Annotated in this window: 23 protein-coding genes and 1 pseudogene; 8 read left to right on the top strand and 16 right to left on the bottom strand. The window is 59.7% G+C overall.

Going from position 1 to position 25,905, the window contains the following annotated elements; all coding sequences use genetic code 11:
- Positions 1–31: 31 nt before the first annotated feature.
- From F7R11_RS19150 to F7R11_RS19130, 5 genes are all read left to right on the top strand, one after another.
- Entirely contained in the window at positions 32–1,564 is a 1,533-nt protein-coding gene (locus tag F7R11_RS19150; protein WP_064808682.1) for an FAD-dependent monooxygenase, read from the top strand.
- Positions 1,565–1,847: 283 nt separating this feature from the next.
- Positions 1,848–2,510 (top strand): response regulator, encoded by a 663-nt coding sequence (locus F7R11_RS19145; protein ID WP_064808684.1) that lies wholly within the window; start codon positions 1,848–1,850, stop codon positions 2,508–2,510.
- On the top strand, positions 2,507–3,892 hold the full coding sequence (locus F7R11_RS19140; RefSeq protein WP_064808686.1) for an ATP-binding protein: 1,386 nt from the start codon (positions 2,507–2,509) through the stop codon (positions 3,890–3,892). Before F7R11_RS19145 ends, F7R11_RS19140 begins: the two co-directional genes overlap by 4 nt.
- Positions 3,893–3,992: 100 nt before the next feature.
- Complete coding sequence (locus F7R11_RS19135; RefSeq protein ID WP_064808688.1) at positions 3,993–4,697, top strand: hypothetical protein; 705 nt, start codon at positions 3,993–3,995, stop codon at positions 4,695–4,697.
- Between the two features lie 40 nt (positions 4,698–4,737).
- Positions 4,738–5,340 (top strand): GNAT family N-acetyltransferase, encoded by a 603-nt coding sequence (locus F7R11_RS19130; RefSeq protein WP_064808690.1) that lies wholly within the window; start codon positions 4,738–4,740, stop codon positions 5,338–5,340.
- Here F7R11_RS19130 and F7R11_RS27540 read toward each other — a convergent pair.
- The 11 genes and pseudogenes from F7R11_RS27540 to F7R11_RS19085 form a co-directional block, all read right to left on the bottom strand.
- Positions 5,333–5,620, bottom strand: a pseudogene (locus F7R11_RS27540) (MFS transporter); the annotation flags it as partial. The gene F7R11_RS19130 and the pseudogene F7R11_RS27540 overlap by 8 nt on opposite strands.
- A gap of 1 nt (position 5,621) precedes the next feature.
- Positions 5,622–7,358, bottom strand: a complete 1,737-nt coding sequence (gene kdpA / locus F7R11_RS19125) for a potassium-transporting ATPase subunit KdpA (RefSeq protein WP_064808694.1) — start codon at positions 7,356–7,358, stop codon at positions 5,622–5,624.
- 126 nt (positions 7,359–7,484) lie between these two features.
- Entirely contained in the window at positions 7,485–7,856 is a 372-nt protein-coding gene (locus F7R11_RS19120; protein ID WP_064808696.1) for a DUF6697 family protein, read from the bottom strand.
- Between the two features lie 108 nt (positions 7,857–7,964).
- Positions 7,965–8,108, bottom strand: coding sequence for a hypothetical protein (locus F7R11_RS27070; RefSeq protein ID WP_156669039.1), 144 nt, complete (start codon positions 8,106–8,108; stop codon positions 7,965–7,967).
- Positions 8,109–8,684: 576 nt separating this feature from the next.
- Complete coding sequence (locus F7R11_RS19115; protein WP_064808698.1) at positions 8,685–9,569, bottom strand: DUF2242 domain-containing protein; 885 nt, start codon at positions 9,567–9,569, stop codon at positions 8,685–8,687.
- A 210-nt stretch (positions 9,570–9,779) separates the two neighbouring features.
- Positions 9,780–10,232, bottom strand: a complete 453-nt coding sequence (locus F7R11_RS19110) for a hypothetical protein (protein WP_064808700.1) — start codon at positions 10,230–10,232, stop codon at positions 9,780–9,782.
- A gap of 64 nt (positions 10,233–10,296) precedes the next feature.
- Positions 10,297–10,905 (bottom strand): DUF4291 domain-containing protein, encoded by a 609-nt coding sequence (locus F7R11_RS19105; protein WP_064808702.1) that lies wholly within the window; start codon positions 10,903–10,905, stop codon positions 10,297–10,299.
- A gap of 33 nt (positions 10,906–10,938) precedes the next feature.
- A complete protein-coding gene (locus F7R11_RS19100) occupies positions 10,939–12,021 on the bottom strand; it encodes a DUF4272 domain-containing protein (RefSeq protein ID WP_064808704.1) in 1,083 nt (360 codons plus the stop codon).
- 358 nt (positions 12,022–12,379) lie between these two features.
- Positions 12,380–13,093, bottom strand: coding sequence for a hypothetical protein (locus F7R11_RS27330; RefSeq protein ID WP_231973322.1), 714 nt, complete (start codon positions 13,091–13,093; stop codon positions 12,380–12,382).
- A gap of 15 nt (positions 13,094–13,108) precedes the next feature.
- Entirely contained in the window at positions 13,109–13,849 is a 741-nt protein-coding gene (locus F7R11_RS19090; RefSeq protein ID WP_064808706.1) for a metallophosphoesterase family protein, read from the bottom strand.
- A 33-nt stretch (positions 13,850–13,882) separates the two neighbouring features.
- Positions 13,883–14,191: a YcxB family protein gene (locus F7R11_RS19085; RefSeq protein ID WP_167317183.1), complete on the bottom strand. Its 309-nt coding sequence runs from the start codon at positions 14,189–14,191 to the stop codon at positions 13,883–13,885.
- Positions 14,192–14,655: 464 nt separating this feature from the next.
- Between F7R11_RS19085 and F7R11_RS19080 the strand changes: the two genes are divergently transcribed.
- The 3 genes from F7R11_RS19080 to F7R11_RS19070 all read left to right on the top strand — a co-directional run bounded on the left by F7R11_RS19080 (position 14,656) and on the right by F7R11_RS19070 (position 21,346).
- The gene (locus F7R11_RS19080; RefSeq protein ID WP_418324525.1) at positions 14,656–15,576 is read left to right on the top strand and encodes a restriction endonuclease; all 921 of its coding nucleotides are present in this window, start codon (positions 14,656–14,658) and stop codon (positions 15,574–15,576) included.
- Positions 15,577–15,709: 133 nt separating this feature from the next.
- Entirely contained in the window at positions 15,710–20,617 is a 4,908-nt protein-coding gene (locus F7R11_RS19075; RefSeq protein ID WP_151180549.1) for a hypothetical protein, read from the top strand.
- Positions 20,618–21,067: 450 nt separating this feature from the next.
- A complete protein-coding gene (locus F7R11_RS19070; protein ID WP_064808715.1) occupies positions 21,068–21,346 on the top strand; it encodes a hypothetical protein in 279 nt (92 codons plus the stop codon).
- Between the two features lie 177 nt (positions 21,347–21,523).
- Here F7R11_RS19070 and F7R11_RS19065 read toward each other — a convergent pair whose 3' ends face one another.
- The 5 genes from F7R11_RS19065 to F7R11_RS19045 all read right to left on the bottom strand — a co-directional run bounded on the left by F7R11_RS19065 (position 21,524) and on the right by F7R11_RS19045 (position 25,751).
- The gene (locus F7R11_RS19065; RefSeq protein WP_151180548.1) at positions 21,524–22,105 is read right to left on the bottom strand and encodes a hypothetical protein; all 582 of its coding nucleotides are present in this window, start codon (positions 22,103–22,105) and stop codon (positions 21,524–21,526) included.
- A gap of 59 nt (positions 22,106–22,164) precedes the next feature.
- Positions 22,165–23,175, bottom strand: a complete 1,011-nt coding sequence (locus tag F7R11_RS19060; RefSeq protein ID WP_064808719.1) for an alpha/beta hydrolase family protein — start codon at positions 23,173–23,175, stop codon at positions 22,165–22,167.
- 152 nt (positions 23,176–23,327) lie between these two features.
- Complete coding sequence (locus tag F7R11_RS19055) at positions 23,328–23,879, bottom strand: invasion associated locus B family protein (RefSeq protein ID WP_151180547.1); 552 nt, start codon at positions 23,877–23,879, stop codon at positions 23,328–23,330.
- Between the two features lie 79 nt (positions 23,880–23,958).
- Positions 23,959–24,966, bottom strand: coding sequence for a serine hydrolase domain-containing protein (locus F7R11_RS19050; protein ID WP_064808723.1), 1,008 nt, complete (start codon positions 24,964–24,966; stop codon positions 23,959–23,961).
- A 41-nt stretch (positions 24,967–25,007) separates the two neighbouring features.
- Entirely contained in the window at positions 25,008–25,751 is a 744-nt protein-coding gene (locus F7R11_RS19045) for an alpha/beta hydrolase family protein (RefSeq protein WP_064809121.1), read from the bottom strand.
- Between the last annotated feature and the right edge of the window lie 154 nt (positions 25,752–25,905).

Here is a 25,905-nt window from a genome sequence, read left to right as displayed (position 1 = left end):
CTCCGGTCGAACGACCATCACGGAGTCGCTCATGCACGATGTACCCATCTACGACGTTGTCATTGCCGGCGCAGGCCCGGTTGGCTTGTTTCTGGCCTGCGAGCTGAGCCTCGCCCACCTCTCGGTGCTGGTGCTGGAGCAAGCCGAAGATCCACATTCGCCCCTGAAACAGCTGCCGTTCGGCTTGCGCGGGCTGTCGTCTCCCACCCTTGAAGCCTTCTACCGCCGCGGCTTGCTGGATGACGTTGCTGCACCGCAGCGCGCAGCGGTGCCAGCCACGCATTGGAGGCAGCAGACCCCGCGCCGCGGTGGCCCCGGTGGTCACTTTGCGGGCATCCAGTTCTTCCACGACAGGGTCGACGAGTCGGAGTGGCCGTACCGCCTGCCGAGCCCGGCCGGCACCCACATGGCCAGCGACATGGCGCATATCGAATCCGTTCTGGCCACGCGTGCCAACGTGCTGGGTGTGGAGATCCGGCGCGGCTACTGTGTGGATGACGTCGCGCAGACCGACACAGACGTGATCGTTCGCGCCGGCGGCCAGACCTTCCGTGCGCGTTGGCTTGTCGGGTGCGATGGTGGGCGCAGCGCAGTGCGCAAGGCAGGCGGTTTTGAATTTGTCGGCACCGAACCCGAGTTCACCGGCTATTCCGTCGTGGTAGAACTGGCCGATCCGCACACGCTCGCCCCGGGGCGGCAGTACACGCCCACGGGCATGTTCACGTATCAACCGCCGGGCACCATCGCCATGGTGGATTTTGACGGCGGCGCCTTCCATCGCACCCAGCCGATCACGCAGGACCATGTGCAGCGGGTGCTGCGCCAGGTGTCCGGCACCGCTGTCACTGTGACGGCGCTCAAACAGGCGACCACCTGGACAGACCGCGCCTTCCAGGCGACGACCTATCGCAACGGGCGTGTGCTGCTTGCCGGGGATGCGGCGCACATTCACTCCCCATTGGGCGGTCAGGGGCTGAATCTCGGGCTGGGCGACGCCATGAATCTCGGTTGGAAGCTCGCGGCCACCCTTCGCGGCGATGCGCCGGACGGTCTACTCGACAGCTATGAGGCGGAACGGCATCCGGTGGGCGCACAGATCCTGGACTGGTCGCGCGCGCAGGTTGCACTCATGCGGCCGAGCCGGAGTACGCGCGCGCTGGCAGCTATCATGCGCGATCTCATCGAGACACGCGACGGCGCGACTTACTTTGCCGAGCGCGTCTGGGGACTGTCCTTGCGCTACGAGATGGGCGGCAGCGGCGGTGGCCATCCGCTGGTCGGCCGCAGTGCACCCGATTTCGCACTCGCCGACGGCACCCGGCTCGGCGAGCGTTTGCGCAACGCCAAGGGCCTTCTGCTGGACTTTGACGCGCGTGCACCGCTGCGGGCGCTGGCAAGCCGATGGCACGGCCGTATCGCCTATGTCGCAAGCGATGCCACCGACAGGCTTGGCCTTGCCGCGGTGCTGGTGCGCCCCGACGGCGTCGTTGCCTGGGCGGGGGAGGGGGCGGCCGACCAGGCAGCGTTGACGCAAGCCGTATTGCAATGGTTTGGCGCGGCCTGACAATGCCAGGCCGCGAGGTGCCGGAGGCGGCCCGTCGTCAGCGTCGCTTTCGGTGTTAACAGCTTCCTTACGGAAGCCCCATGCAAGGCGATTTTTTAAGTTTTCCTTAACGAATCGACTGTTACGATTTATTACGGGGTGTGCTCTGGAGGCCTGATGTGACGGCTTTCAAGGGCGAACAAATCAAAAAATGGGCCAGATCCATACGTGGGCTGGCCGTATCACCGCAATGCAGTGCGCGACAGAGCCGTCGCAGCCGCATGCGGTTTTGGGGAGAGGCGCAATGCGATTGCTGGTGGTCGAGGACGATCCGATGATCGGGGAGGACCTCGAAGAGGGGCTGCGCCAAGAAAACTATGCGGTGGATTGGGTGCGCGATGGCGAAGCCGCGGTGCTTGCCCTGCGCCAGCAGGTGTATGACCTGCTACTGCTGGATCTGGGCTTGCCGGGCCGCTCCGGAAGCGAAGTCCTGAAGGCCTACCGCGATCAGGGCGGCGACATTCCCGCACTGATCATCTCTGCGCGGGACACGCCAGCCGACCGTGTGATAACGCTGGATGCCGGAGCGGACGACTACCTGATCAAGCCATTCGATTTTGGCGAACTCATGGCGCGCATACGCGCCTTGCTCCGTCGGCGCTCCGGTCGGCGCTCCGCCACCATCGCGTACGGCGGCCTCAGTCTGAACCCCGGCACGCACGAAGCGCACCTGCGTGATCAGCCGCTTAATCTGTCCAAGCGCGAGTTTGCCTTGCTGCTTGTGCTGATGGACGCGCGCGGCGAAGTCGTGTCGCGCGAGCTTCTGAAAGAAAAGCTCTACGACTGGGATGCCGACATCGAGAGCAATACCGTTGAGGTCTACATCCACGCGTTGCGCCGCAAGCTCGGGCGTGACGTCATCAAGAACGTACGGGGCGTGGGCTACAAGCTGACGCAGGCGTCATGAAGACGATCCGGGGGTACCTCCTGGCCTGGCTGATCGGCGGCATGCTGCTCTGCACGTTCATTGCCGGTGTCTTGCTGTACAACGTTGTGCGGGCAGAAAACCGCCAGCTGTTCAACAACCAGCTCAAGCACATCGCAGGGTCGTTGCTGATCCATTTGCCGCCGCTGACCACCGAGCCTGGCAAGCCAGGCACCGACGAAAGCGATGCCCCGGATGACGGCATCGTGGTGCAGGTCTGGGACACCAGCGGCAAGCTGATCTACACGTCGCGTCCGGCGCTCATCTTCCCGCGCTACCCCGATGACGGACTGAAGACCGTTCCATTTCGTGGTGAGCGCTGGCGGGTGTATGGCGAGGCACGCTCAGGGCAATTCGTGCAGGTGGCGCAGCCGATTGGTGTGCGCAAGGCCCTGGGCTTGCGGCTGATTTGGCTGGCGCTGGCGCCGTTCTTTGTGCTGGTCCCGATGCTGGCGGCCATCATCTGGTTCACCGTCCACCGGGGTCTGAGCCCGTTGCGCCGCACCGCTGCGTCCATCGAACAACGTGGGCCCAATGCGCTGGAACCGGTGGAGACGCTCGCATTGCCGCGTGAGCTGCGCCCGATGGTCGATGCGCTGAACAGCCTGATGAAGCGCCTGGAGCGCGAGCTGATCTGGCGGCAGGAGTTCACCGCGGAAGTCGCGCATGAACTGCGTTCACCGTTGACCACGTTGAAGCTGCAACTGCAGTTGGCCGAGCGCGTGCAAACCGACGAGCAGCGCGTCAAAGCCTTCGCCAAGCTGCATGCCCGCCTGGATCGGGCGACGCATCTGGTGCTCCAGTTGCTCACCCTGGCGCGTCACGAGCGGGGTTTGCAAGATGAGGACATGCGTCCTGTCGATCTGGCCAAGCTCGCGCATCAGGTGGTGGCCGATTTCGTACCGCTGGCGGAGAGCAAGGACATTGCGCTGACATTGGACACGACGGGCGATGTGCCCTCCCGCGTTCAAGGAGACGAAGACGGTCTGCGCACGCTGCTCAGCAATGTTGTCGACAACGCTGTGCGCTACACCGCGCCAGGTGGCCGCGTGGAAGTGGCCGCGCTGTGGAAGGACGATGCGCCGGCATGGCGCGTGGTGGATTCCGGCCCGGGCATTCCGTGGCAGGAGCGCCTGCGCGTGTTTGACCGCTTCTACCGCTTGGTCGACGCCGCGACGGTCGGCAGCGGTCTTGGTCTTGCCATCGTCAAGAACATTGCCGAGCGCCACCACGCCACCGTTGCGTTGAGCGACAACCCGGCGGGGCATGGTCTTGTCGTCACCGTTGCGTTTCCACCGGTCGACCGGAAAGCCGCCGAGTTTCCGTTCGCAGACACCGCAGCACGCCGATACGTTCAGGACTAGGCCGGGCTCGCTCCCGGTATCCGCGCGCGGTAGTGGTACCGTCAACAACGGGCACGCCGTCGCGCGGCGTTGTATCTCATTCATTTTGGTCGATCAGTCAATGCAAGCCACATCCTCTTCTGCACCCATACTGCCCGTGCCGGTGCCGCCCGTTCTACGGTCGCTGATCGACCAGACCATCAATGCGATTCTGGAGGAGGCCGCGTCGAGTTCCGGACTTGAGGCTGGGCCCATCGGACGATGTGGCGACTACGCAATCGTTGGTGCGCGGGTGCTGACCTTGCTGACCCGCCATCCCTATGTGGCGGTCTCTGGCGGCGAGCTCATCGACTGCGGTAGCGGCCGCTACGTTGTGCTGAATCCTTCCAGGGCTGCGCGACGCACGGCGCGCAAGCTGTCGGAGCTCAGGGAGTACCACTGCTGGATTCAATCACTGCACGACGACGCGCCCAACCGGCCCCGCGTGGAGATCGTCGACTTTACCGCCAGGCATGACCAACAGGTGGCGAATCTGCTCGGCGTGCCATTCACCCGAACGGGCGCACCCAGCTACCTGTGGGAGTGGGAAGAAGCCCTGGGTGACGTGCCGGATGACGCCCGCGCGCAGATGAACACCACGCGCAAGAAGCTCGGTTGGCTATGGGAAGACGCCAACTGCACGCGTCTGCTGCACAAGTATGAGAAGGACTACGACGCGCTGTTCGGGCGGCTGACCGCACTGACCATCCTGCGCCTGGCCGACAGCTTTCAGACGGCACTGGCCGCACCCAAACCGGCCACGCTTTCCGAGACCGGTATCGGATAGGCGATCATGTGGTGTCTGCCAGCACGCCATCTGAAAAGCCATGACCGCCCCCACGCCTGACAACCCGCAACCCACGTTGGTTGGCAGCAACGTCGAACTGCGCCCCCTGCAGGCAGATCACGCCGCGGCACTCGTTGCCGCTGCGGCAGATGGCGAGCTGTGGAATCTGAAGGTGACGGTGGTGCCTGGCCCAGACACGGTGGACGGCTACATTGCGACGGCGCTGCAAGGGCGCCAGGCCGGCACCGTCATGCCGTTTGTGATCGTCCGGCGTGACACCGACCAGATCGTCGGCAGCACGCGCTTCTGGAAGATCGACCGCGCCAACCGGAAGCTCGAAATCGGGCATACGTGGCTGAGCCGGTCGGCCCAACGGTCGATCATCAACACCGAGGCCAAGCTGCTGCTCCTGACGTTTGCGTTTGACGTCATGCAGTGCGTGCGCGTGCAGTTCACCACCGACGAGCTGAACGAAAAATCCCGCGCGGCAATTCTGCGCATCGGCGCCAAGCAAGAGGGCATCGTCCGCCACGAGCGAATCATGCCCGATGGTCGAAAGCGCAACTCGGTGCGCTTCAGCATCATCGATACCGAATGGCCGGAGGTGAAGGCCATGCTGGCAGACAAGCTTGCTAGGGGCTGACGAACCCCGCCAGATTGCCCACCGAGTTGATCAGCGCACCGCCCGCTGCGGCCGCTGCACCGCCCAGGAATGCCGGCGGAATCGACCAGAACTGGCACAGCGCGCCCAGAATGCCGACCGTTGCAAACGTGAGTGCCAGGACCGCCATGGCAGGCTGATGCGACACCAGCGTGCTGGCCATCAGACCCAACGCACCAACCACTGCCGGCAGCGCAACGTGCCAGCGGCGCTCCTTGGTGCGGTCTGAGCTGCGGCCGATCATGATCACTGTGCAGATAGCGTCAGGACCACATTTGCAGGTGCTCGGCAATCGAGCCCAAGGCCAGTGCCGGCAGATAGCTCAGCACACCAATCAGGAAGAGGGCGCCGACCAGCGCCATGGCAAACATCAGGCCATCGGTCGGCAAGGTGCCCAGCGAGATGGCGCGACGCCCCTGGTTGGCAAAGCGACCGGCCAACGCCAGCGCCGGAATGGCCAACCCAAAGCGCCCCGCCAACATGGCGATGAGGGTGGTCACGTGATAGAACGGCGCGTCTGCGCTCAATCCGCCAAACGTCTGCCCGTTATTTACAAAGCACGAAGCATAGGCAAACAGAATGGTCGTAAAGCCATGGGCGCCGTGGTTGGTGCTCAAGGCCGCTGTGCCCGCGCTCGTAACCACCGCCAGGGCTGTCAGCGCCAGGATCACCACCGGGCCGATCACGATATAGAGCCCGACCAGCTTCACCTCTCTGGGCCCGACCGTCTTGCCCAGGTACTCCGGTGTGCGGCCGATCATCAGCCCGGTCACAAACACCGCCGACAGCGCGGTTAGCACCATGCTGTACAGGCCAGTCCCCAACCCGCCAAAGATGGCCTCACCCAGCAGCATGTTCACCAGAAGCACTGCACTGCCCAGCGGCGTGTTGCTGTCGATGGATTGGTTTTGCGAGCCGGTTGCGCCATTGGAGGTGGTGATGGCCGCCAAGGTTGAAGAGGCAATGCCGAAGCGCGTTTCTTTGCCCTCCATGTTGCCGCCAGCCTGATCTGTGCCAGCACGCAGGTCGATGCCCTGTGCGGCCAACTGCGGACTGCCCATTTGCTCGGCATGGTCGTACACGCACAACCCCACGGCAAACAATGCCGCCATGACCGTGTACAGCATCCACCCGTGTGCACGGCGTCGTGCCACGCTGCCAAAGGCATACGTCATTGCGGCGGGAATCACGGCAATGGCCAGCATGCCGATGAAGTTGGTCAGCCCCGTTGGGTTGGCATACGGATGCGCACCGTTGGCACCAAAGTAGCCGCCGCCGTTGGTGCCCAGGTTCTTGATGAACTCCAGCGTGGCCACCGGGCCTTGTGGCAACAGTTGGTTGGCGCCCTCAAGAGTGCGTGCCACCGTGTAGGGGCTCCAGTTTTGCGGCACGCCCAGTGCGATCAATAGCAGCGCACCCATCACGGAAATGGGCAGCAGCACCCACAGCGTTGCACGTGTGACATCCACCCAGAAGTTGCCGATGGTGCGGCTGTGCGACCGGCCGAAGCCCCGGATGAATGCAAAGCCCACAGCCAGGCCGGCAGCACCGGCAAGAAAGTTCTGCGATGTCAGCGCCAGGGATTGGCTCAGATAACTGAGCGCGGCTTCACCGCTGTAGGCCTGCCAAGTGGTGGTGGTGGCAAAGCTGACGGCCGTGTTGATGGCCAGCAGGTGGCCCAACGGGCCGGGGTGGTAGTTGGGGTCGCCCGGCTGCAGCAGCGGTTGTAGCAGGAGCAGGCCGTAGATGAACAGGGTGCCGAGCAGGCTGAAGAGCACAAAGGCCGTGGCGTACGCTTGCCAACCCATCTCCTGCTGTGGATTCACGCCGGCGATGCGGTAGATGGCGCGCTCCACGGGGCGCAAGCCGCGATCCAGCCAAGTGGGCTGGCCGTTGAACACGCAGACAAGATAGCGGCCGACTGGTTTGACCAGCAGCGTGACGATGCCCAGAAACAGCGCGTACAGCAGCAGGTGCGGTGGTGGTATGAAGGCTTGCATGCCTGTATTGCAGCACTCGGCACGCAAAGACGGCGGCAAATTTGCACGACCCACCGTAAAAATGGCGTCAAGACATCTTCCAGGCCTGAGGGGGTCTCCACGCAAGAGACCCCATTGCGATAGCGCTTAGCAACGCTGCATCTTCAGCACGCGAGACACTTGTCCGCTGGTGAAGCTCGTGCCCCGTGCGTACGGTGCGCAATCCAGCGGCGTCGTCAGCGATTCCGCAACCTTGTACTGACCCACGTAGCGCAGCCGGTCCGTCGTCAACTCGATAAAGACAGGAATCGCCTCTGCCTGGTGCGCCAGCGTCCGGCCCGCAGCGCGGGCTGCGGCCCCGCTATTGCAGACGATCACATCAGGGGCCTGCGGGTTCAGATCGGGGCGCAGGCATGCGGCCACGACTTTGCCGTTCTTGGTTGGCAAATGCGATTGCTTGTTGCCACCGCAGATGACATGGATGTCTTCACGTGTGTACTCCTTGCCTTGCTCAAACATGGGATGCTCCTTGCATCACTGAAAAAAAAAAAAAAACGGGCCCTGCCGGGCCGCGCGGGCGGCCCGGGCTGTCAAGGGAATGACGGATCAGACTGGCGGTGAGAGCGCTCAGCCGTGCGAGGCGCGCCGGCTAAAGCGGTGCATCAGCCGTTGCCACAGGCTTGGTTGCGCGTGCGTTACCGCTGTCTGGACGATGGGGGTGTGATCGTCATCGTGGTGGCGATCCTGTGCGACGAGTAGTGCGAACAACATGGCGCGGCTCCTGGAGCGGTCTCCAGAGCGCCGAGGCCGATCAATGCCTGGACTGCGTCGGAGACGAATTAGCGAAGGTCTGCTTGGTAAGGTCGAGGTCGACTGTCGTCTGCGGGCATAGCGTTACCTCCTGTTGTGTTTCTGTTCTTGATTGCTGAGCGGGCTGTCGTGTTTTGCCGCGTTCATCAACCACCCAAAACAAAAGCCCGGCATCCTGAGCGGATCACCGGGCTTGAGGGTTGGATCGAGCTTTCGATCTAGCGCATGGACGCATTCCGTGCGCGTTGTGACGGTCCCCAAGGACGACTCCGCGGATGGTTTGTGTGCGATCGGCACGGCTTGGGCGGCACCACGACACTGCGCCCAATTCCAGCGATGCCAGCACGCGCACGAGCGTGTTCCGCCAGTGCCTTGACCCGCAGGTCGGCAACGGCCGTCGGAACAACTGCAACGTTGATGCGCACTCGGTTCATGGCGTTTTTGCCAGGGCTGTCGGGGTGAATGGGCCTGCAATCAAAGTGCGGGCAGTATGGCACGCAGCAAATAAAGATTGCGTAAATTCGGCATGCCGTGCGCTCAGTTCGCGCCGCCTGTGGCTGCGGGGGCGGAAGCCGGTGCCGGCGTCGGCATCGTCGATGGCGTGGTTGCCGCAGGCGTCGAAGCCGGTGCGGATTCAGCATGCGCTTTGACCTCCGGCGCTGGCGGCGTAGCAACTGGAGCCGATGCAGACGCAGGGGCCGCAGATGGAGCCGGCGCAGGCGTTGCCTTGGGCGGCTCCACAGGCACCGGCGGAGCCGCCGGCGTCGGCACCACGGGCGTGGTCATCTTCATCGGCTCGCCTTGCGCCGTGGGTGCGGGCTCGGGCAATGGGGCCACGTGTTCCTTCTCGGCCGCTTCCGCCGCCTTCACTGCCGCGCGGTCACGGCGCACCGGGTCGATCTTCAGGAAGTGATCAACCAGGTTGAAGTAGCGCTCGTAAAACACGCCGGCCGGAATTGTCTCGCTGGCCACCTTCACCATGGAATCGTCACCCGAGCCGATCGGTAGCGACACCGAGCCCAGGATGCTCAACCCCACGCTGGCCGACGTGCTCGTCTTCTTGAGCGAGTAGCGGTCTTGCACCGCGTTCACATACGCCGTGCTGGACGTGCCGTCTGCATTGGCGTCTGCACACACCACGTGGAAGGCAATCACCACGTGCGAGTCATTGCTCGGCTGGAAATTCTTGCTGCCGTCGATCGTGTCAGCGCGCGGTGATGTCGACACATACCCCTGGCTCAGCAGCGCGCGGCGCGCGGCCTCACACGTGGCATCCGCCTTGGCGTGGAACGTGCGCGAGTACGGGCTGGCCGCCGCGTCAAACTGCTCTTGCTGATAGAGCGGCGTGGGCGCAGAGCTGCATGCCGACAACAGGGCGGCAACGGCACACGAGGCGGACAACAGGCGGAAGCGGTAGGGCATGGTGTGGGTCAAAAGGGCAAGGCCTGGCGATGTGCGGTGCTTTGACATCGCGGGTGCGGCGCAAGTTTTGTGCGCGACGCTGGCTGGCGGCCACGTGGGTTTGCGTGGCCGGGCGTCATTATAAGTTTGTTGGGTGGCTAAGACGCGACCGAGCGGTCCTTCGGGGACAGGCCGTCTATTTCCCGGCTGGGGCCAGATGCGTGTGATGACCTAGGTGCGCTTTTCCGCAACCAACCCTGGTGCATAGCCCGCTGATGGGCATATCCACCAGCGCTTGTCTGCCGAGAAGATGGTGAAGAGGTCTTCTTCCGGTGGTGGGATTTCAAAGGGGTTGCCCATTCGCTTGATCACCCGAACGGCATCGGCTCGAACCAAGGGCAGGCCTGACGCGGAGATCAGTGTGAAAGTCGAGCCATCACAACGGACCTCGGCAACGAAACGCTTGGAGAACAGGAACGCCAAGCCAAATCCCGCACACGTCGCGACAACGAATAGGCAGGCAGCCAAGACGAGCATGACGACAAATGTGAGCGGATTGGCAAGCGAGTTCAGTGCGGCCGCAATTCTGTCGATGGTGTAGGCAGTCAGTGCGATGCCGCCAATCCCCATTGCCAGATACCAATACGCTCGACTGTGGGCTTGCTTGAGACTCTCGCGGGTCATGGACACGTTCCGAAGGGGGGAGTAGTGGCCAGACTGTAATGTGCTGGCTCTTGTTCGCGCGGGGTCAGCCTGCCGAAGAATCGCCCGGAATATAGGAGGCCTCCGCAGGCACGATCAGCCCTTGAAAATCCCCCGTGGCTTTCTCTCGTTGTTCAGCAACAAACGGCGTGATGTCTTCCACCGACAACAGCACTTCACGCCCAAACCGTTCCAGCGTGCGGCCGCGCAGGCCGAGCTGGATGGCGCGACGCTCGATTGGGCGCCCGGTCGGATCGTGGTCTGGGTCCCATTGAAGGCGGACATCGGAGTGCGTGACTTGCGCACGCCACTCCTCTTCGGTCGCGCAGTCGGATGCGGCAAACGATGATGCCACCGCGGTGCGCAGCAACTCGTCGAAGAATGTTCTCGGCAATCGAATGGCGAGGATGTGTTCCTGGCCTTCCTTGGTTGCCCAGCCGGCGCGGAACATCATCCAGAGGAAGTTCGGCTTGATCCAGCTCATGCGGCTAAAGCTGAAATCGCCGCCAAAGGCTTGGTGGGCGACGGCGTACTCGGCAATCGATGGTTTGTAGGCTTGGTAGACGTAGATCGAATCTGCGTCGTACTGCGCCATGATGTGTTGGCCCGCGCTGGGCCAGTGTTGGAGTTGTTCCAGATACGGTTGATATTGCATAGGTTCTTCAGTTGGGCATGGGAGTGTGTCCTGTCAGGATGGCGTATCCACCTCATCCCAATCCGCATTCTCGAATCGCACCAGCCAATTGAGCGCGTAGTGCCGTTCGAGGATGACACCCGGCACCAGGCCATCGGGCAACGCCTGCCGGCCCAGTTCCGCTTCTCGTTTGATCCAGTGCAGGCGGTAGTGCAAGTCCAGCGCATCGAGGATCTCTGCAGCGGGGCGCAACTGCACCTTGGCCGGCCAATCTTCTGAGGCGATGTCCAGCACATTCCGCGCGACCTGCGGCACGTCGCAAATCCCGGTGGGAAACGGTAGCTCCGGCAGAAGGCCGAGCGCCCATTCGAGCAACGCCAGGCTTTCGTAACGCCAGACCATCTGGATGGTGGCTTTCTCTTCAGGTGCGTCATCCTGCAGATATGCCTGCTCCCGTGGCGAGAGATAGGAGAACGCGGGGGCCAGCCGTTGCCGGAGTGCGTCAATCGTGAGCGGCTTGCTGTTGGGATCGTTCAGGCTTTCCGCCCGCGCCGCCACCGCTAGTAGTGCCATGACACGGCCAGCTACCTCGGCCGCCGGACGCAACTGCAATTCGGGCTCGCTCACCAGCGGTGGCAGGCTGCTCGCTACACGAATGCCATGCTCGGCCAGCAGGAATTCGCTGCGCGCTTTGCGTTGCCATGCGGACTGCGGATAGGGCACCTGCGCCTCTACGTCTTGCTGCCCGGCTCCGTTGAGCAGAATGCGCCCCTGTGGGTCGCGCACGCTGCCATCTTCCATGAACGCCACGGCATTTGCCTGTTCTGCCCAGCGCGAGAACGCTGCGTGGTCTGCGGCCGAGATCGACAGGCTCACGTGCTGCTGCACGCGCTGCAGGTGCCGCATCAGGTGATAGCGCGTGCGGGTCATCTGGCCGTCGCCACGGCTGAGCACGTAGCCGATGAAGCCATCCAGATGTGGTTTGAGTTCCGGATCGCCTAGGTCTCGCTGGCCTTGCACCTGATGCGGAAAGTCGATCGCGGGCAGCGTGGTCAGGGTGCTGTAGGCGTTGACCAGGAGTGCATCAGCGGGCGTGGGTTTGGTGCCGCCAAGCAGGGTTTTGAGTCGGTTGAGCATGGGGTTTGTGAATCGTTCCAACAGTGGCTAGTGGGCTAGGTACTTGGCGCTGCGCCTTCCAGCAACGGATTGAGTATCTGCAGGACCTCGGCTGTTCCAACAACATGAGGGCCTTCGGCAACGTCAAGCTGGCGCCCAACCCACAAGGTATGTGGGTACGCCTCCGGCGTCAGCAGCCAGACTTCTGCTTGGCAAGCTTCGCCTGTCTTTGCGCTATTGGTGCCAATAAACGCATGGTAGGCACTGGACCAATAGTCCGGTCGAATTCCGTAGGTGGGGCGGTATCCGGACCGTACGAATCGGTCGGGCGCCGTGAGTTGGAATTTGACGATGAGGTCAGGTGGGCGCGAGTGGTGAGTCATTGAGATTCGACCAGTGAGTGCGAAGCGCGCCAAACCTCAGCGCCATTAAATTCATACGAGCGCCCGTCAGACTCAATCTCCGTGCTCTCCAGGCGCGGCCAACGAAACCGAAAGCTCTGCAGATAGAACGGCAGCACGAAATACCGCCGCTCCTCCAGATCAAACACCGCCGTCTTTCGCTCGAACAGCTTTTCCATCCAGCTCATCGCCAGAAAGCGTGAGTCCGGCGTGCACGCAAACAGGCACCCCCACGCATAGCCAGGCGCCCGAACGTTGTTGATCCAGATCGAGTGATAGGAATCGCCGTGTGGCGGCTCACCTTCAAAGCCCAGATAGATTTGGTGGCGGCCGTCTGGCGTGATCAGCTCGATATCCGCCATGCCGGCCCAGAGGGCTGAGCCCTCAACGGACAACTGGCACGTCATCACGTTTGCGCCTGTGGCGTTGGACTTACTGCGCTTGCGCGTGAGGGCGAATGCCCTGTGCCGCAAGCGCTGCGGGAAGCGGCTGTTCATTGCCACTTGGGCGAGCGCAATTTGTACTTCCATGTCGACAGGCGCCCCGTGCTCGATCCACCCCACCGCCAAGTCTGACCAATAAGACGTCGGCCACGCGAGCGCGGTCAGCAGCGCGGCCCGAACCTGTGCGGCGGGCAAGTCATGCCGATAGGGCTGCTCCAACAGCGTGACGATGTCAGGCGATTGCGTCATGGCACACAGCCCTCCCTACACATTCGCCCTGCCTGTGCGTAACGCTACAGCCCAGTCCGGCCGCCCGTGCTGCTCTGCAAGCTCTGCCGCGTGATCCCACGCATATTCGACCGCGCGAAACTCTACGGCCCAGTCATCTGCTTGCTGCGTCACGATGGCGTAACGCGCATGCGGGCTGCCCACTTCAATGGAGTGGGCGAAGGGATGCGTGTCGCTGTACGCCTGCAGCCCAACGCTGCCAGGGTTGACGATGAAGCGGCCGTCCGTCAGTTTCATTGCACGTGGCACATGGGTATGGCCGCACAGCACGAGCTTGGCGTCGGCATCAACAGCGCGGGAGAGCACCTCATCGTGCGTGGCCGCGCGGCAGCCCTTTTCCCAAAGCGTTTCCAGAAAGTAGGTCACGTCGCTCTCAGCAGACCCGTGAACGAGCAGAACATCGTCTTCGATGTACCGAAGCTCCGGCAGGCTGGCAAACCATGCGAGCTGGTCGGGCCGCAGCTCGGCAAATGCGTACTGATCCGACGCCCCCATGCGTGACGGATCGCCCGCGAGAACCTGCCTTTCATGATTGCCGCGAATGGTCGGCAGGTTCAGTGCCATCAACCGGTCGACCGTCTCGCTCGGCTGCAACGGGCCGGACGCAATATCGCCAAGGTTGACGATCAGATCCACCCCCTGGCCATGAATGTCTTCCAGCACAGCGTCCAGCGCGGCCAGGTTGCCGTGAATATCGGAGAGGGCGGCGATTCTCATGGGGATTCTTGGAGAGTGCGGTTTGCCTCGGCATTACCCGAGAAGCCGGGGCACGAGATGCGAGCGGAATTGCGCATACTCCTCCGCGCCAGAAAAGCAGCGCCGGGGGAACAGGCTGAAGTTGTAGTCAGACCGATACAGCAGCACCATCGCCTCATTCTCTTTGGCCTTGGTGATGTCAGCCCAGCGCAGATTTTCCAGATAACCCTCGGCATGGACGGTGACGCCCTGGTCGTCCCACGAAAACTGATATTCGCGCTGCAGGTTCTTCTGTTGGTGATAGATGCGCCGGCCCCGATTTGGAATGAGCAGGTAGCGGACCACGATGTGCAGCACGGCCACGCCCACCGAGCCCCCGCCAAACCAGCCGCGTACGGGCTTCCTGTTGCGATATAGGCCGCGACCCCCAATACAAACGCGGCGGCCAACCACGCAGCCTTTGCGCGGCTCATGGTGTAGTGAAGCCGGTATCCGGCAATCACCTCTTGTTCTGTTGTCTGGAATGGGTGCGGCATGGGGATGTGCGGATTAGGTGACGCATCGTACCTGAGTGCTTTTGCGTCAGTCAGCACCTGTAGCGCTTAGTTTTATTAACGTACCGTCAGAAATCCCCACCGCAGAGGGCTTCTCAACCCCAAAACGTGGGCTATGCTATTTGCCGACAAAATCCGAGTGCCATTACCTTATTCGGATTATAAAAAATCGCCTAATCCTAATGATCTAAAAGGCGGTTCCCAAGAAAGAAAACCTTCACAAGGGTCAGGCAAATGGGGCGCAGGAGAAAGAAACAACCCTCCACGAGCGACGTGCTGCTGGCACTGCCGTGGTGGATGCTGGCGATTGGCTCGGCGGCCAGCTATCTGATCTTCCACAACATCCTCCCGGCGGCGTTTGCGGCCAATCCGTTTCTGGGCATCGTCGTGATGATGATTCGCGGGCTGGCGTGGGTGCCCGCGCTGCTGCTCGCCTTCTTTGCCGTGTTGTCGTATTTGCAGGAGCGTCGCCAGCAGGCCGATGCCCGGCTCGACCCCGCACGCAGCGAACCGGCCATGCGACCCCGACCGGTGAAAGCGCCATCCCAGCCCGCACGCCAAACAGTGGGTGGTGATGCTCCCAACGCAACGCGCGACACCGCCACGCCCCAGCCAGCACCCATGCAGACAGAAGCCGCCGCACCCCAGAGCTGGACCTTGGAAGCCATCAAGTCGCTTGAGTGGAAGCGGTTCGAGCTGCTGTGCGTGCAGTACTACGAATTGATGGGGTTCACGGTCAAGACGGTGCCGCACGGCCCGGATGGCGGCATTGACGCCACGCTGTACAAGGCCGGCCTGGACGCGCCAGTGGCGGTGGTCCAGTGCAAGGCGTGGTCCAAGCCCGTGAAGGTGGAGCAGGTGCGGGCGCTGGGCGGCTCAATGCTGGCGCACAAGGTCAAGCGAGGCGTGTTCTGGTCTCTGTCCGGCTATGTCGGGAATCCGGTGCAGGAGTTTTCGGAGAGCGCTGGTATCCAGCTATTGGATGGGCCAGCGATTCTTGAGCGCATTCGCGCGCTCGATCAGGACAAGCAAGTCGCGCTGCTGGCGAAGGTGTTTGAGGGGGATTACCAGACGCCTTCGTGCCCGGCTTGTGGGGTGAAGCTGGTGGCAAGAAAGGGAACGGCGGGGCCGTTTTGGGGATGCATTAATTTCCCGGGGTGTCGGTATACGTTGCAGATGAAGTCCTCGGCGTAGTCGAAAAAGAGCAGGAGTAATGGATTTAGATGATGCGCACACGCTCGCAATTCAGGGCGATTGGGGCGGTGTTGGTAAGGTAATAGGAGTAAGAAAAATGATATTGCGCACGTGAGAGTTAGCGAGAGAGACTATGAAAATCGTAATTGATACAGTAATTGGGCACTCCAGAAATGCACCCAGAGAGCCAGAGCGGAGATTGCCGCGCGATAATCTCATACAGGCGATTGAAAAATCGTTCTCCAAGTCAGATATTGTGTTTGTGGAAGGGGATGCAATATCTGGGAAAACTGAGTGCGTCGCGGAATTTATGCGTAGGCACGAAGGTCAGGCAATTGCTGCATTTTTAGCGCCAAATACCCCAGTCTTTTATTCTCCGGTATTCGCGAGACAGACTCTCGGTGAGCAGGCTTACATGCTGGTTAACAATATGACGGCTTGCCCAGATGACTACGTAATTGACGATAAAGAATTTTCTACTTTACTTCTACGATTGCAAAGGGTAGCGAAGAAAAAAGTCATTACATTTATCGTGGATGGGTTGAGTGATGAAGAGGGGACGGACCGTCAAATAGCGCTTGATATTATGCGGATGCTTCCGTTGGGGCAATCTGAGTTTAGGTTTCTATTTACCGGGTCCGAGAAGCTATATTCCAGTTCGATTTTTTCAAACAAGGGTGGAGTAAAGAAGGTTACGTTGGTCGATCTCAGTAAGGAGGAGGCTGAATCATATCTTGAGGATCTTTCGCTAGATTCGCCTGACATCGATGCGCTATATAGATTGTGCGGTGGGAATATCGGATTTCTCGAAAAGATTCGCGCACTTCTCGCTGATGGGGTATCCGTATCTGATTTGCTTTGTGAGCGAGATCAATCGTTGACAAGCATTCTTGAAATAGAGTGGGATCGCCTTCCAAAGAGTGAGGACCTGAATAGGATATTGGGTTTTCTTGCATGGTCACAAGCTAGACTCACTGAGAATGCATTGTCTGATTTGACAGGGCTACCAAGGGGGGATGTGAACAATATTTTGTCAAATTGTCGCCTGGTTGCTTTCGATGAAACTAGTGATTCTTGGTTGATTCGAGCGGATCTGCAGAGGAGTTTTGTAAAGAAGAAACTCAATAATAAGAAGAATGAAATAGAGGGAAAATTAATAGAAAGGCTCATGATGAGTACGGATGCTCCTGAGTCAACAATAAATCTGCCATCGCAATTAATTAACGCCGGGCGGCATGCGGAAGCCCTTGGGCAGTTGACTCCTCATCATTTTGCAAGGCTCCTGTCTTTGGAGAATTCACTGAAACCTCTGAGACTGCATGCCGAGTTTGGCCTGGAATCCGCACGAGAGGAAGATGATCTCAATGCTCAATTGCGATTTGCGCTTACTGGTGCCAGTGTTAGCAGTGCCTCGATTGGAGGGGGAAGTTCTTTAGAAATCGAAGCGCTACTCGCTTTAGACTACGATGAGGAGGCTTGCGCATTGGCGCTAAGTACCCCCGTTGTGGAAGAACGGGTTCAACGTCTCGCGGCCGTCGCTGCGTGTTTCAGCCGTAGAGAGAAGCCCATTCCAGGTCAAGTTAACCAACCGCTGCGAGAGTTGATTTCAACTGTCGCAGACGATCTCCCCGATACCGTATTAGCGTCTATATCGTCGGACCTGTTGTCCGTGGATATAGATCTAGCTCTAAGTGTGGCAGCCAAGTTGCATAGTCGGGAGTTCACAGAAAGAGTCTTATCTTCGCGCCGAAGCACGAAACCAGCACGCGGGGATGAGGAGCCTGGACGACGGGCTGGCGCTCCGGATGCAGGTTCTCATCAAGAGGCGGCGATTGAGCTCAAGCCGCTTTTTGAGGCTGCATCGACTCTGGTGAATAAGTTGTCGGTGGATGAGGTTCTTGCCAAAGTGGAGCCTTTGGAGCAACGGCACAAAGCATTCCTCTTACTACGGTGGCTGGAACGCCATCGCCGCCATCCAGAAGCAGCTCGAGTAGCACTTGTCGCGATTTCAGTTGCGCTCGCTGAAACAACGAGGGCTCCGAGACTCAAAGAACTGCGCGAAATAGCGATTGTGGTTCCACATATTTCATCCAAAAGCGAAGCAACTGAGGTGATAGAGCGGCTGGATGCTCAGCGACGTAGTCTCACGTCGAACGGTACCACTGAAGACGCTGTTCGGCTTGAGATGCTAATTCTTCGAGCTAAGCGAAAGCATTCGGATTCAACTGTTGAGAAAGATCTGGTTGATCTCCATCATTCAATAGAAAAAGTACAGGATGTTGGAAACAAGACTGCTTGTTATGCCTGGATGCTATATCACCTCAATCTCATGAATGATAAGGATGTGATAGAAGGAAACACCTCAGTAATTAGTGAAACGACAAGATGTCTAATGGAGTCGATTGAGATCTTACTGGGGCAGACGGCTGAGCATTTTCGATGTGCAAAGGATGCGATCCGTGCAATTTGTATGTCAAAGCCAGAATTGGCGATGGCATTGGCCAAAAAGCTTAATACAGAATATCGGCGAGAGGAGGCCTATAGGGCAATAGCCGTGAATCTGGCCAAGGGGAGATTGCACAACATATCTGCTAATGTAATCTGCGAGTGTATTCAGGCAGTCCAGAACGAGCGTGAGCGTGAGGAATTGATTGTTCGCGTTTTGGGTGCAATTTGCCAAAATTTGAAGGAAAACGGTGTAGAGCCTGTTGATCCAAGGTTACTGGTTCTTTGGAAGCAATCAAAATTTTCATACAAAAGACTTGAGGCAATAGTCCTCACGTACAAAATTCATCTTCTTGCTCATAGTGTGACGCCAATCATGGAGCTTCTTACCGAGGCGGAGCGAATTTGGAGCGATGTTCCTCCTGGCGGTTTTAAATGGAGACTCGGATTTTGGGTTGTCAGAGAGCTTGCGCCGGTCGACAAGGTGTTGGCGAAAGAATGGCTGATGCGAGTAAGGGGTGAATTAAAAATTGATAGATCGCTATCTATCGCCGGAAATAGCCATCTCTATTTTATGACGCTACTAGTTTCGCGGGCGGCGACTGCCGTTATTGGGGCGGTTCCTGGAGACTATGAAAAGATCATAAATAAGCTTGATAGCTATGTGGAAATAATCTCTTTGCAGGAAGATCGCGCCGCCATATGGAATTCTGTGTCTGTGGCGTTGCATTTTCAGAAACAGAGAAATCTAAGCGGGCGAATAGTTAAGGATAAGATTGAGCCGTTACTTTCTCAGAATTTTGAAAATAATAGTCTAGTAAAGCATTCTCTTATTTCCATCGTTTCTCCGGCATTGTATCTGAATCATCCGGCAGGGGCTAACGCACTAATTAATCAAATTTCTTATCAGGCTGGTCGTGACGCCGCTAGATCAGTTGTTTGTAATGTGATATTTAGAAAGCAATGCGCTTCGCTTCCATTTCAGGATCGAGTTAATTCGGAATTCTCTTTGGATTATTCGGAGGCGAGCGATATTCTGGCTTTGCTGAAACAGGTTAGAACTGATTCGCATATATATAACGTCGTGAGCGATCTGTGCGCCAGTCTAGCGGCAAAGAAGAACAGAGGAGTGCTCAGAAAGAGTCAGCTAACCGATATTCTTACGGAAGTGTCGGTAATTATTTCCAGTCAACTTCCAGACAGGAATAATATTCAGCACGATGGGTTTTTAATCGCCTGCCAAGCGCACCTCCTCAAATGCAGGTTGGCACTTGGTATTGGTGGGGAAAAGAATGATTGGAAGGCGCTGCTTTCGGCAGCGGAGAAGATAACCAATGCCGCGGATCGCGTGATCGTAGTAAGTATCGTCGCCTCATGTGCGGGGCGCGTTGAGCCTTTTGTTGATGCGGGATGGTTTACTCGCCTACGTAGCGACGTGGCACTAATTCCCTCGGATGTTGATCATCTTGATAGATTGCGATGGGCGGCAGAAATTTTGGAGTCATCGGACAAGAATGTCGCCAGAATTTTGCTTAGGGATGCAATGAATTTTGCAAATCAATTAGGTGAATCTGATAAAGTTGATAGTGTTAGGCAGAAAGTTTTAGATCTCGCGCATAATATAGATCCGGCTTTTTGTGACGAGTTGATTGATTTGCTGGACGATGATGAGGCGAAGATCGTAAAGAAGGATCTAAAGCATTATTCGAAGATTCTGAATTGTAGAAAAGAAGCTGCGTCGGGTATTGATAGATTTCAAACTGATGGTCTGAATGTCGATGATCTGATTGAGATATCTTTTAGAAATCTTGCGGCTTTGAACGCGGGGAGGCAATTGGCCCAACCAACAAAGGACTTTGTTGGGCTGGTCAGAAAGATTCGCTATAACCCGGTTGATCAGGCTTACCCGATTTGGCAGTGGATTTTGGAAAACGGACTTAGGAAGGCAACTCAGCAGGCTGGGCCGAAGATTTTGCCTTCAGTTTTTGATGCGCTCTCTGCCGCTGCGGATGTTGCCCTAGTGCTTGTGAGACGCAGTGAAGTGGCAGAGCGCGCCGACCCGGTGCACAACAGCGATAGTGTCGGTCCGGGGGATCGAGAGGTCGTATATTCCCGGATACAGCAATGGGTTGCCTCCGATGCGATTAGAAAGATTCAAATATCGGATCCGTTTTTCGGCCCAGATGACCTTGACATAATTAAAGCGATAGCCGAGGTTAGGCCAGATTTAGAAATTGAAATTCTTACTAGTCGTAAGCAGATGACTCAACGAGTTCGTGATGGAGATATTGAAGAGGCATTTCGTGATGCTTGGGATGACCTCTGCGAACAGCCTCCCCCCGCAACGGAGATAGTTGTTATCGGGTTCGGTGCTGCAGGGGAGCATCCGATCCATGATCGATGGATCGTTGCTGAATCAACTGGCCTTCGACTTGGTACCTCGGCGAATTCTCTTGGTTATTTGCGCATATCCGAGATATCCGAGTTGGATGAGGAGCAAGCTTTTGACAGAGCTAGGCAAATTCGGAATGTATTGCAAAGAAATACTCGGGATTGGCAAGGCCATCGTTTGACAAAAACTCGGTTTTCTCTATGAAAGATTTTGAATAGAGGAAAACCGGTTTGCTAGGTGTGATCTAGTGTTTCGGTCATATTCTTGTGCGGTATCCGATTGCCTAGATCTCTTGCTTGCACTCTTGCCTGTCGCTAAACTTCGCCGGCTGTCGCAAACAAGCGCAGCCGGGACTGCAATCCCGAACAAGTATTTCCCGTGAGTGCCGATATAGCCCTCGCGTGTCGTCGTTCGCCTATACGGGCGGGCCCGACAGGGAGGGCCTCGGCCCTGCCGGTTCTTGGAAACACTTGTCGGTATTGCAGACCTTGTCGTGTGCCCGCCCACCCTCACCGGTGGGTGGCTCCCCACTCAATCAGTAGAGGGCAAGACAATGGATCAACCGACCCAAGCCGTACCCATCCCACGCGGGCGTCGCCCCGTAATCTGTCATCCCACCCGCATCGCGCAACATCCTCCGTCCGGAGGCGCCCGATGAGCCTTGAAACCAAGCGCGACTATTTGCAAGGCGCCCTGAGCGGCCGAGATTTTCTGCGCCGCACGCAGGCGGGCCTGAAGCTGCATCGCCAGTTCGAGCCCAAGACGCTGCGCTGGGAATACCAGCTCCACATCCAAGGCAAGCCGGCCGAATATCAGGCCGGGTTTCTGGATGCGATTGGCGCGTACATGCTGACCACGCTGGAGGGCGTGCTGGTTGACCTGTACCGGTGGGAAATCCTGCGCGTGCTGGAACGCGCAAATCGGCAGAAATAGAAATATAAGAACCGCAGCAAACGCGACCCCGAGACGGGCGGGGGCGTCAATCAACGCAGGCAATGCCGCCGCGCAAATCTTCAGCGCTCTGGCCCTGGCTGCCAACCGGATGGCTGCCGGCGCTTAGTTGGAGGCAACGTTAGTTTCCGCGCATTCCTGCATCTCCTTTCCCACTCACTACCGCACCACCTTCCTCAGCACGTAGTAGTGATGCCGCCCACTGCGGTCCGCAATGTCAAAGACGTAGCCCCCCTCCGGAACCACCATCGTCGCGAACGAGGCCGGCAGGGTGCCGGAATTCACAGGGTCTGGGTTGGCCTGCCGTTGCAGTGAAAAGAAGTTGATCTCGCGGATGTCCGCATCGCACTGCACGGCCGTGTAGCGGTGGTTGTCTGTGTGCCACCCGCGACAGCCCGATCCGTTCAACGCCGTGGTGCCGGTTTTCGGGCTCGTCATCACAAGGCTCAGTTGATCCGTGCCGTCTTGCTTGCTGACGACCACCTGCGCGTAGCCGCGGCCATCGTCGTTACGGCTGTCCGCCACCTCGTATGACCCGGCGAGTTCGTCAGCGGCCGCGTGCAATGCAGCGCGCTGCTCTGCGCGGCTGCGAGGGTCCTGATAGGTCATGCACCCAGCGATCAACGCCGTGGCGCAGAGCAATGCGATGTTGCGAACGAGCATGGTCGAGTGCGTTTCGTGGCGGGCAAGCTCCACCACCGGGTTCAGAACCCCAAACGCCGAGCTTGGAGCTTGGCGCACGGAGCAAAAAGCATCATTCACCGAGCTTTGACCTGCGCAGTGCGTGGGCCAACAGCGCCTTATAGAGTTGTGCGCAAGAACTCCACGACCTCATGTTCGATCTGGCGATGCACCGCCGCACGGTCCACCCCGGGAGCATCCTCACAAACTGCCGCCGCACTGGCTGCAATTGCCGCTGGGCACGGGTCAACAAAAACGAAGTGGTTGCCCGGCACAACGTGCACCGCAGGTGGGGCGGCCAAGCCAGACGCAATCGCAAGCGCGTTTCGCGCAGAGCCGAGATAGCGATCGTCTTGCGGTCGATAGAGCATGGTCGGTATGCGCACGGCAGATAACCCAGATGCGTCAAACAGCATGGCCAGTGGGTCCATTAGCACCAAGGCTTTCAGGCGATGATCGGCGGGCGGTTGCCAGGCAAGCAGCTCAGCGGGGACTGCCGCTTTGCCTTGGGTGCCCTGTGCGTGCGTGCTGGCTGCTGGTTGGGGGCACGATCCCGGATCATCGTGGTTTGCGCAGTACGCACTGGCGTAGGCAAAGTCGGGTTTCGCACCCGCCAGGATCAGCGCGGTGTAGCCACCGGCCGAGTATCCGATCATGCCAATGCGGCTGGTATCGGCGTGTGCGGAGAACCGTGGATCGGCAAGAACGGTATTGAGCGCGGCCTCCGCTTGTTGGGGGCGATCCATCAGAATCTGCGCCTGAGACTGCGCTCGGGGGAGGCCTGAAGCATCGCCAACATGTGTTGGCAAGACGACGATCAATCCTGCCCGAGCCAGCGCCGTCGCCAATTCACGGTGGCTGAACGGGCTACCGGCTCGGCCGTGTGAAATCAATACGACGGGGAGGCGCTCGTCGGGTGCGGGGGCGGCATCGCGTGTTGCCTCGATCGTGAAGGGACCCGCTTGCCACGGCACCTCACGCGCATGCGTGGGGTAAAAGACCACCGTGTCGAGCGCAGCAGCCCCATCTGCCACCGTGAGGCGAACGACGCCCGCGTTGAATGCGGCCGGTTCCCCCAGCGCGGGGCACGTGCATACGATTGCCATCACAAGGGGCACTACCCAACGCATGTCATCACTCCTGGCTGGCCAGAATGCGCGGCGAGGTTATCAGAGCGCTCGGGCATGTTTGATGGACGAGGGGTGTCGTTTGTCGATCGCCTGTAAACCCCCAAAACGGTGTGCACTGCTGCAACTGCTCAATCCCCACCCTCAATGCATCCCTAACCCCGGTACTTGCCGACAAAGTGCTCGCACTTGCCAACGCGCCTCACATTGGCCGCCCATTGGTACAGCGCTTCGACAAGGCCCTTGTTCACAGTCACCGGTTGGTCATCTACGCGGCCGAGCAGTGCCGCTTGCTCCGAGTAGGGCTTCTCAAGCAAGAGCCGAATCTGGCCGCCGCCGCTCAGCGTCAGATAGATCGCTTCCCGTGGCTCGAACTGCGGCGAGAACGTAGCGTGGCGCAAGCCGGCGCTGTCCACGGCTTGCACGAGCTTGGCAATGAGCGCCGTGTCTTCAGTGGCGTATTCGCAGCCAGCTTGCTTCAGGCGGTCTTCGTCCATGGCCCTGAGCGGCAGCATGCCGGGGTCGGTCAGGTACAGCGTGACGGCCGTCGCCTTGTGCATGCGCGCGCTTAGCCCATCGAGTGCCCAGTAGTCGTGGTTGGCCTTGATAACGGGCTCCGTGCTGGCCAGCTCGGTTGTGGTCTGCGCGAATGCCGCCTGGCTCATGGCGCAAGCGCAGGCCAAGACTAGAGAGATGATCTTTTGCATCAAGTTTCGCCCCCCGAAACGTGCAATGTTGTTGTGCCGTGGATCTTAGACCGACGACGCGAAGGATTGGGTTACGGACTCACAACTTCCCAATCTGCAACCACTGCACGGAGGGGTGTTCTCCGGGCACCGTCTCCGGAAGCACGGTATGCGCCAGTCGCAAACCGCGTGCGGAATTGGCAAGCCACACCACCGCATCCCGAGTCGCGCGGTTGCCGACCACGTAAGCGCGGAAACCGGGGCTGTGCCCCCAATGGAAGAAGCACTGCTGCGCCGGCTCCAACCCCCAGCCCAGTCCCCAGGCCACGTTCGGGTCGGGTGGATTGGCGCCTGACAAGTCTTCAGCGTTGTCACCCTGGCGTACTTGCACCGCGGGTGCAAACCACTGCGCGTGAGAACGGCTGGAGAGTCCCTCCGCATGCAGCACAGCGCGGACAAAGCGCAGGTAGTCCGATGCGGTGGTCAGCAGCGACCACGATGCTTGCGCCGCTTCCACACGGCGCTTGGGCACGGGTTCGCCCTCCCACTCGTGCCCTTGGGCGTGATTGGCGGCAAAGCGGTCTTGCCATTCCAGGCTTGAGTGCGCCATGCCAAGCGGCGCAAAAACCCGGTCCCGGGCCAGCGCTTCCAGCGGGCGATCTGCGACGGTCTGCATCGCGCGCTGTAGCCAGGCGAATGCGCTGCTGCCATAGCTGAAACGCTTACCAGGCGTGAAGTAGGTCTGCAAAGGCGCGGCTTCGCGCACGATGTTGGGCAGTCCGCTGGTGTGCGTCAGCACGTGCCGGCTCGTGATGCGGTGGGCGCGGGTGTCGTTGGGCACGTATTCGCCGCAGAGATCCTGCAGCGGCATATCCAGATCCAGCAATCCCTCGTCAACAAGCTGCAAGGCAATGAAGGACACCAACGGCTTGGTGAGTGAGGCAGCCTCGAACACGGTCTGCGCGTCGACGGGGCTTGGGTCGTGCGTGCCTCGAATCCCGAAGCAACGTTCCGTGATGACGTTGCCCGATCGCAGGGTGGCGATCGACACGCCGGGGATGGTGCCGGTAGCCGTCGTTGCTTCGAGCCATGCGTCCAGGGTGGTCATCGCAGGGCCGGGGTCCGTGGGGGCGGGGGCGTGCATTGTCGTTACGCCAGATGCTCGGCAAAGAACGCCGACAGCCGTGCATCGCGAACCATCGTGGCCTCTGCAGACAAGATATGGTCCTCTCCGGGAAACGCCAACAGCTCGGCAACGCGGCCCCCGGTGGCATACCGGTCGGCAAGTCGCCAGCTCATGGCGGAAGACCACGTGGTGTCGTTCCCGGCGGCACTGATGAGCAGCGGGCCGGGGTACCGTTCAATCTCGATGGGCTGTGTTGGGAGCAGGCTTTCCGATGTGCCCTTCCACGTCCAGGCGCGTCGTGCCGGGTCCCACGCTTGCCAGCCTGGGTCACCGGAGTCTCGCCATTCTTTAGCGTTGAACGCGCCACAGATGACGTCGGGCGCGGCATGGACTGCAACCGCGTCGGGCGCGCGCATCGTGCCGTCGGTGGCCATCAGCACCGCGAGCAAGAGCGCGTGCTCAGCCCCGCGTGATGCGCCGTAAGCCCCGACCTTGCCGGTCGTTCTTGGGCGGCTGCGTAATGCATCCAACGCGGCGGCGGTTCTGTCGATGGGCACGTTCTCGATCTGGCCCGCGTTCCAGCCGTTGCCGCCCACGCTGTACCCAAACGGCAGTGCCGCAATACCCCTGGCAGCAAAGCCGGCGGCTTGCAGGTGTGCAAAGCCAGACCACGCGCCCTCCGATCCGTGCAGCACCAGCACATGGGGCACGCGGGTATTGCCAGGGGGCTCGTAGAGGCGGCCAAGGCCGGGGAGGTCCACTATCATGAACGGCTGCGTCGCCATGAGATCGTCGGCGTTGTTGGGCGGTTGCAAGTGGGCCTCCCTATCTATTGGACATTGGATTGAAGCAATCGTGACCGATACGACCGATACGTTCGCGCGATTCTGCTGCCAGCCTGTGTCGATGTCACGCTCCACG

The sequence above is a fragment of the Ralstonia insidiosa genome (genome assembly GCF_008801405.1).
GTDB classification, from domain to species: domain Bacteria; phylum Pseudomonadota; class Gammaproteobacteria; order Burkholderiales; family Burkholderiaceae; genus Ralstonia; species Ralstonia insidiosa.
This window is presented reverse-complemented; position numbering and strand designations above follow the sequence as displayed.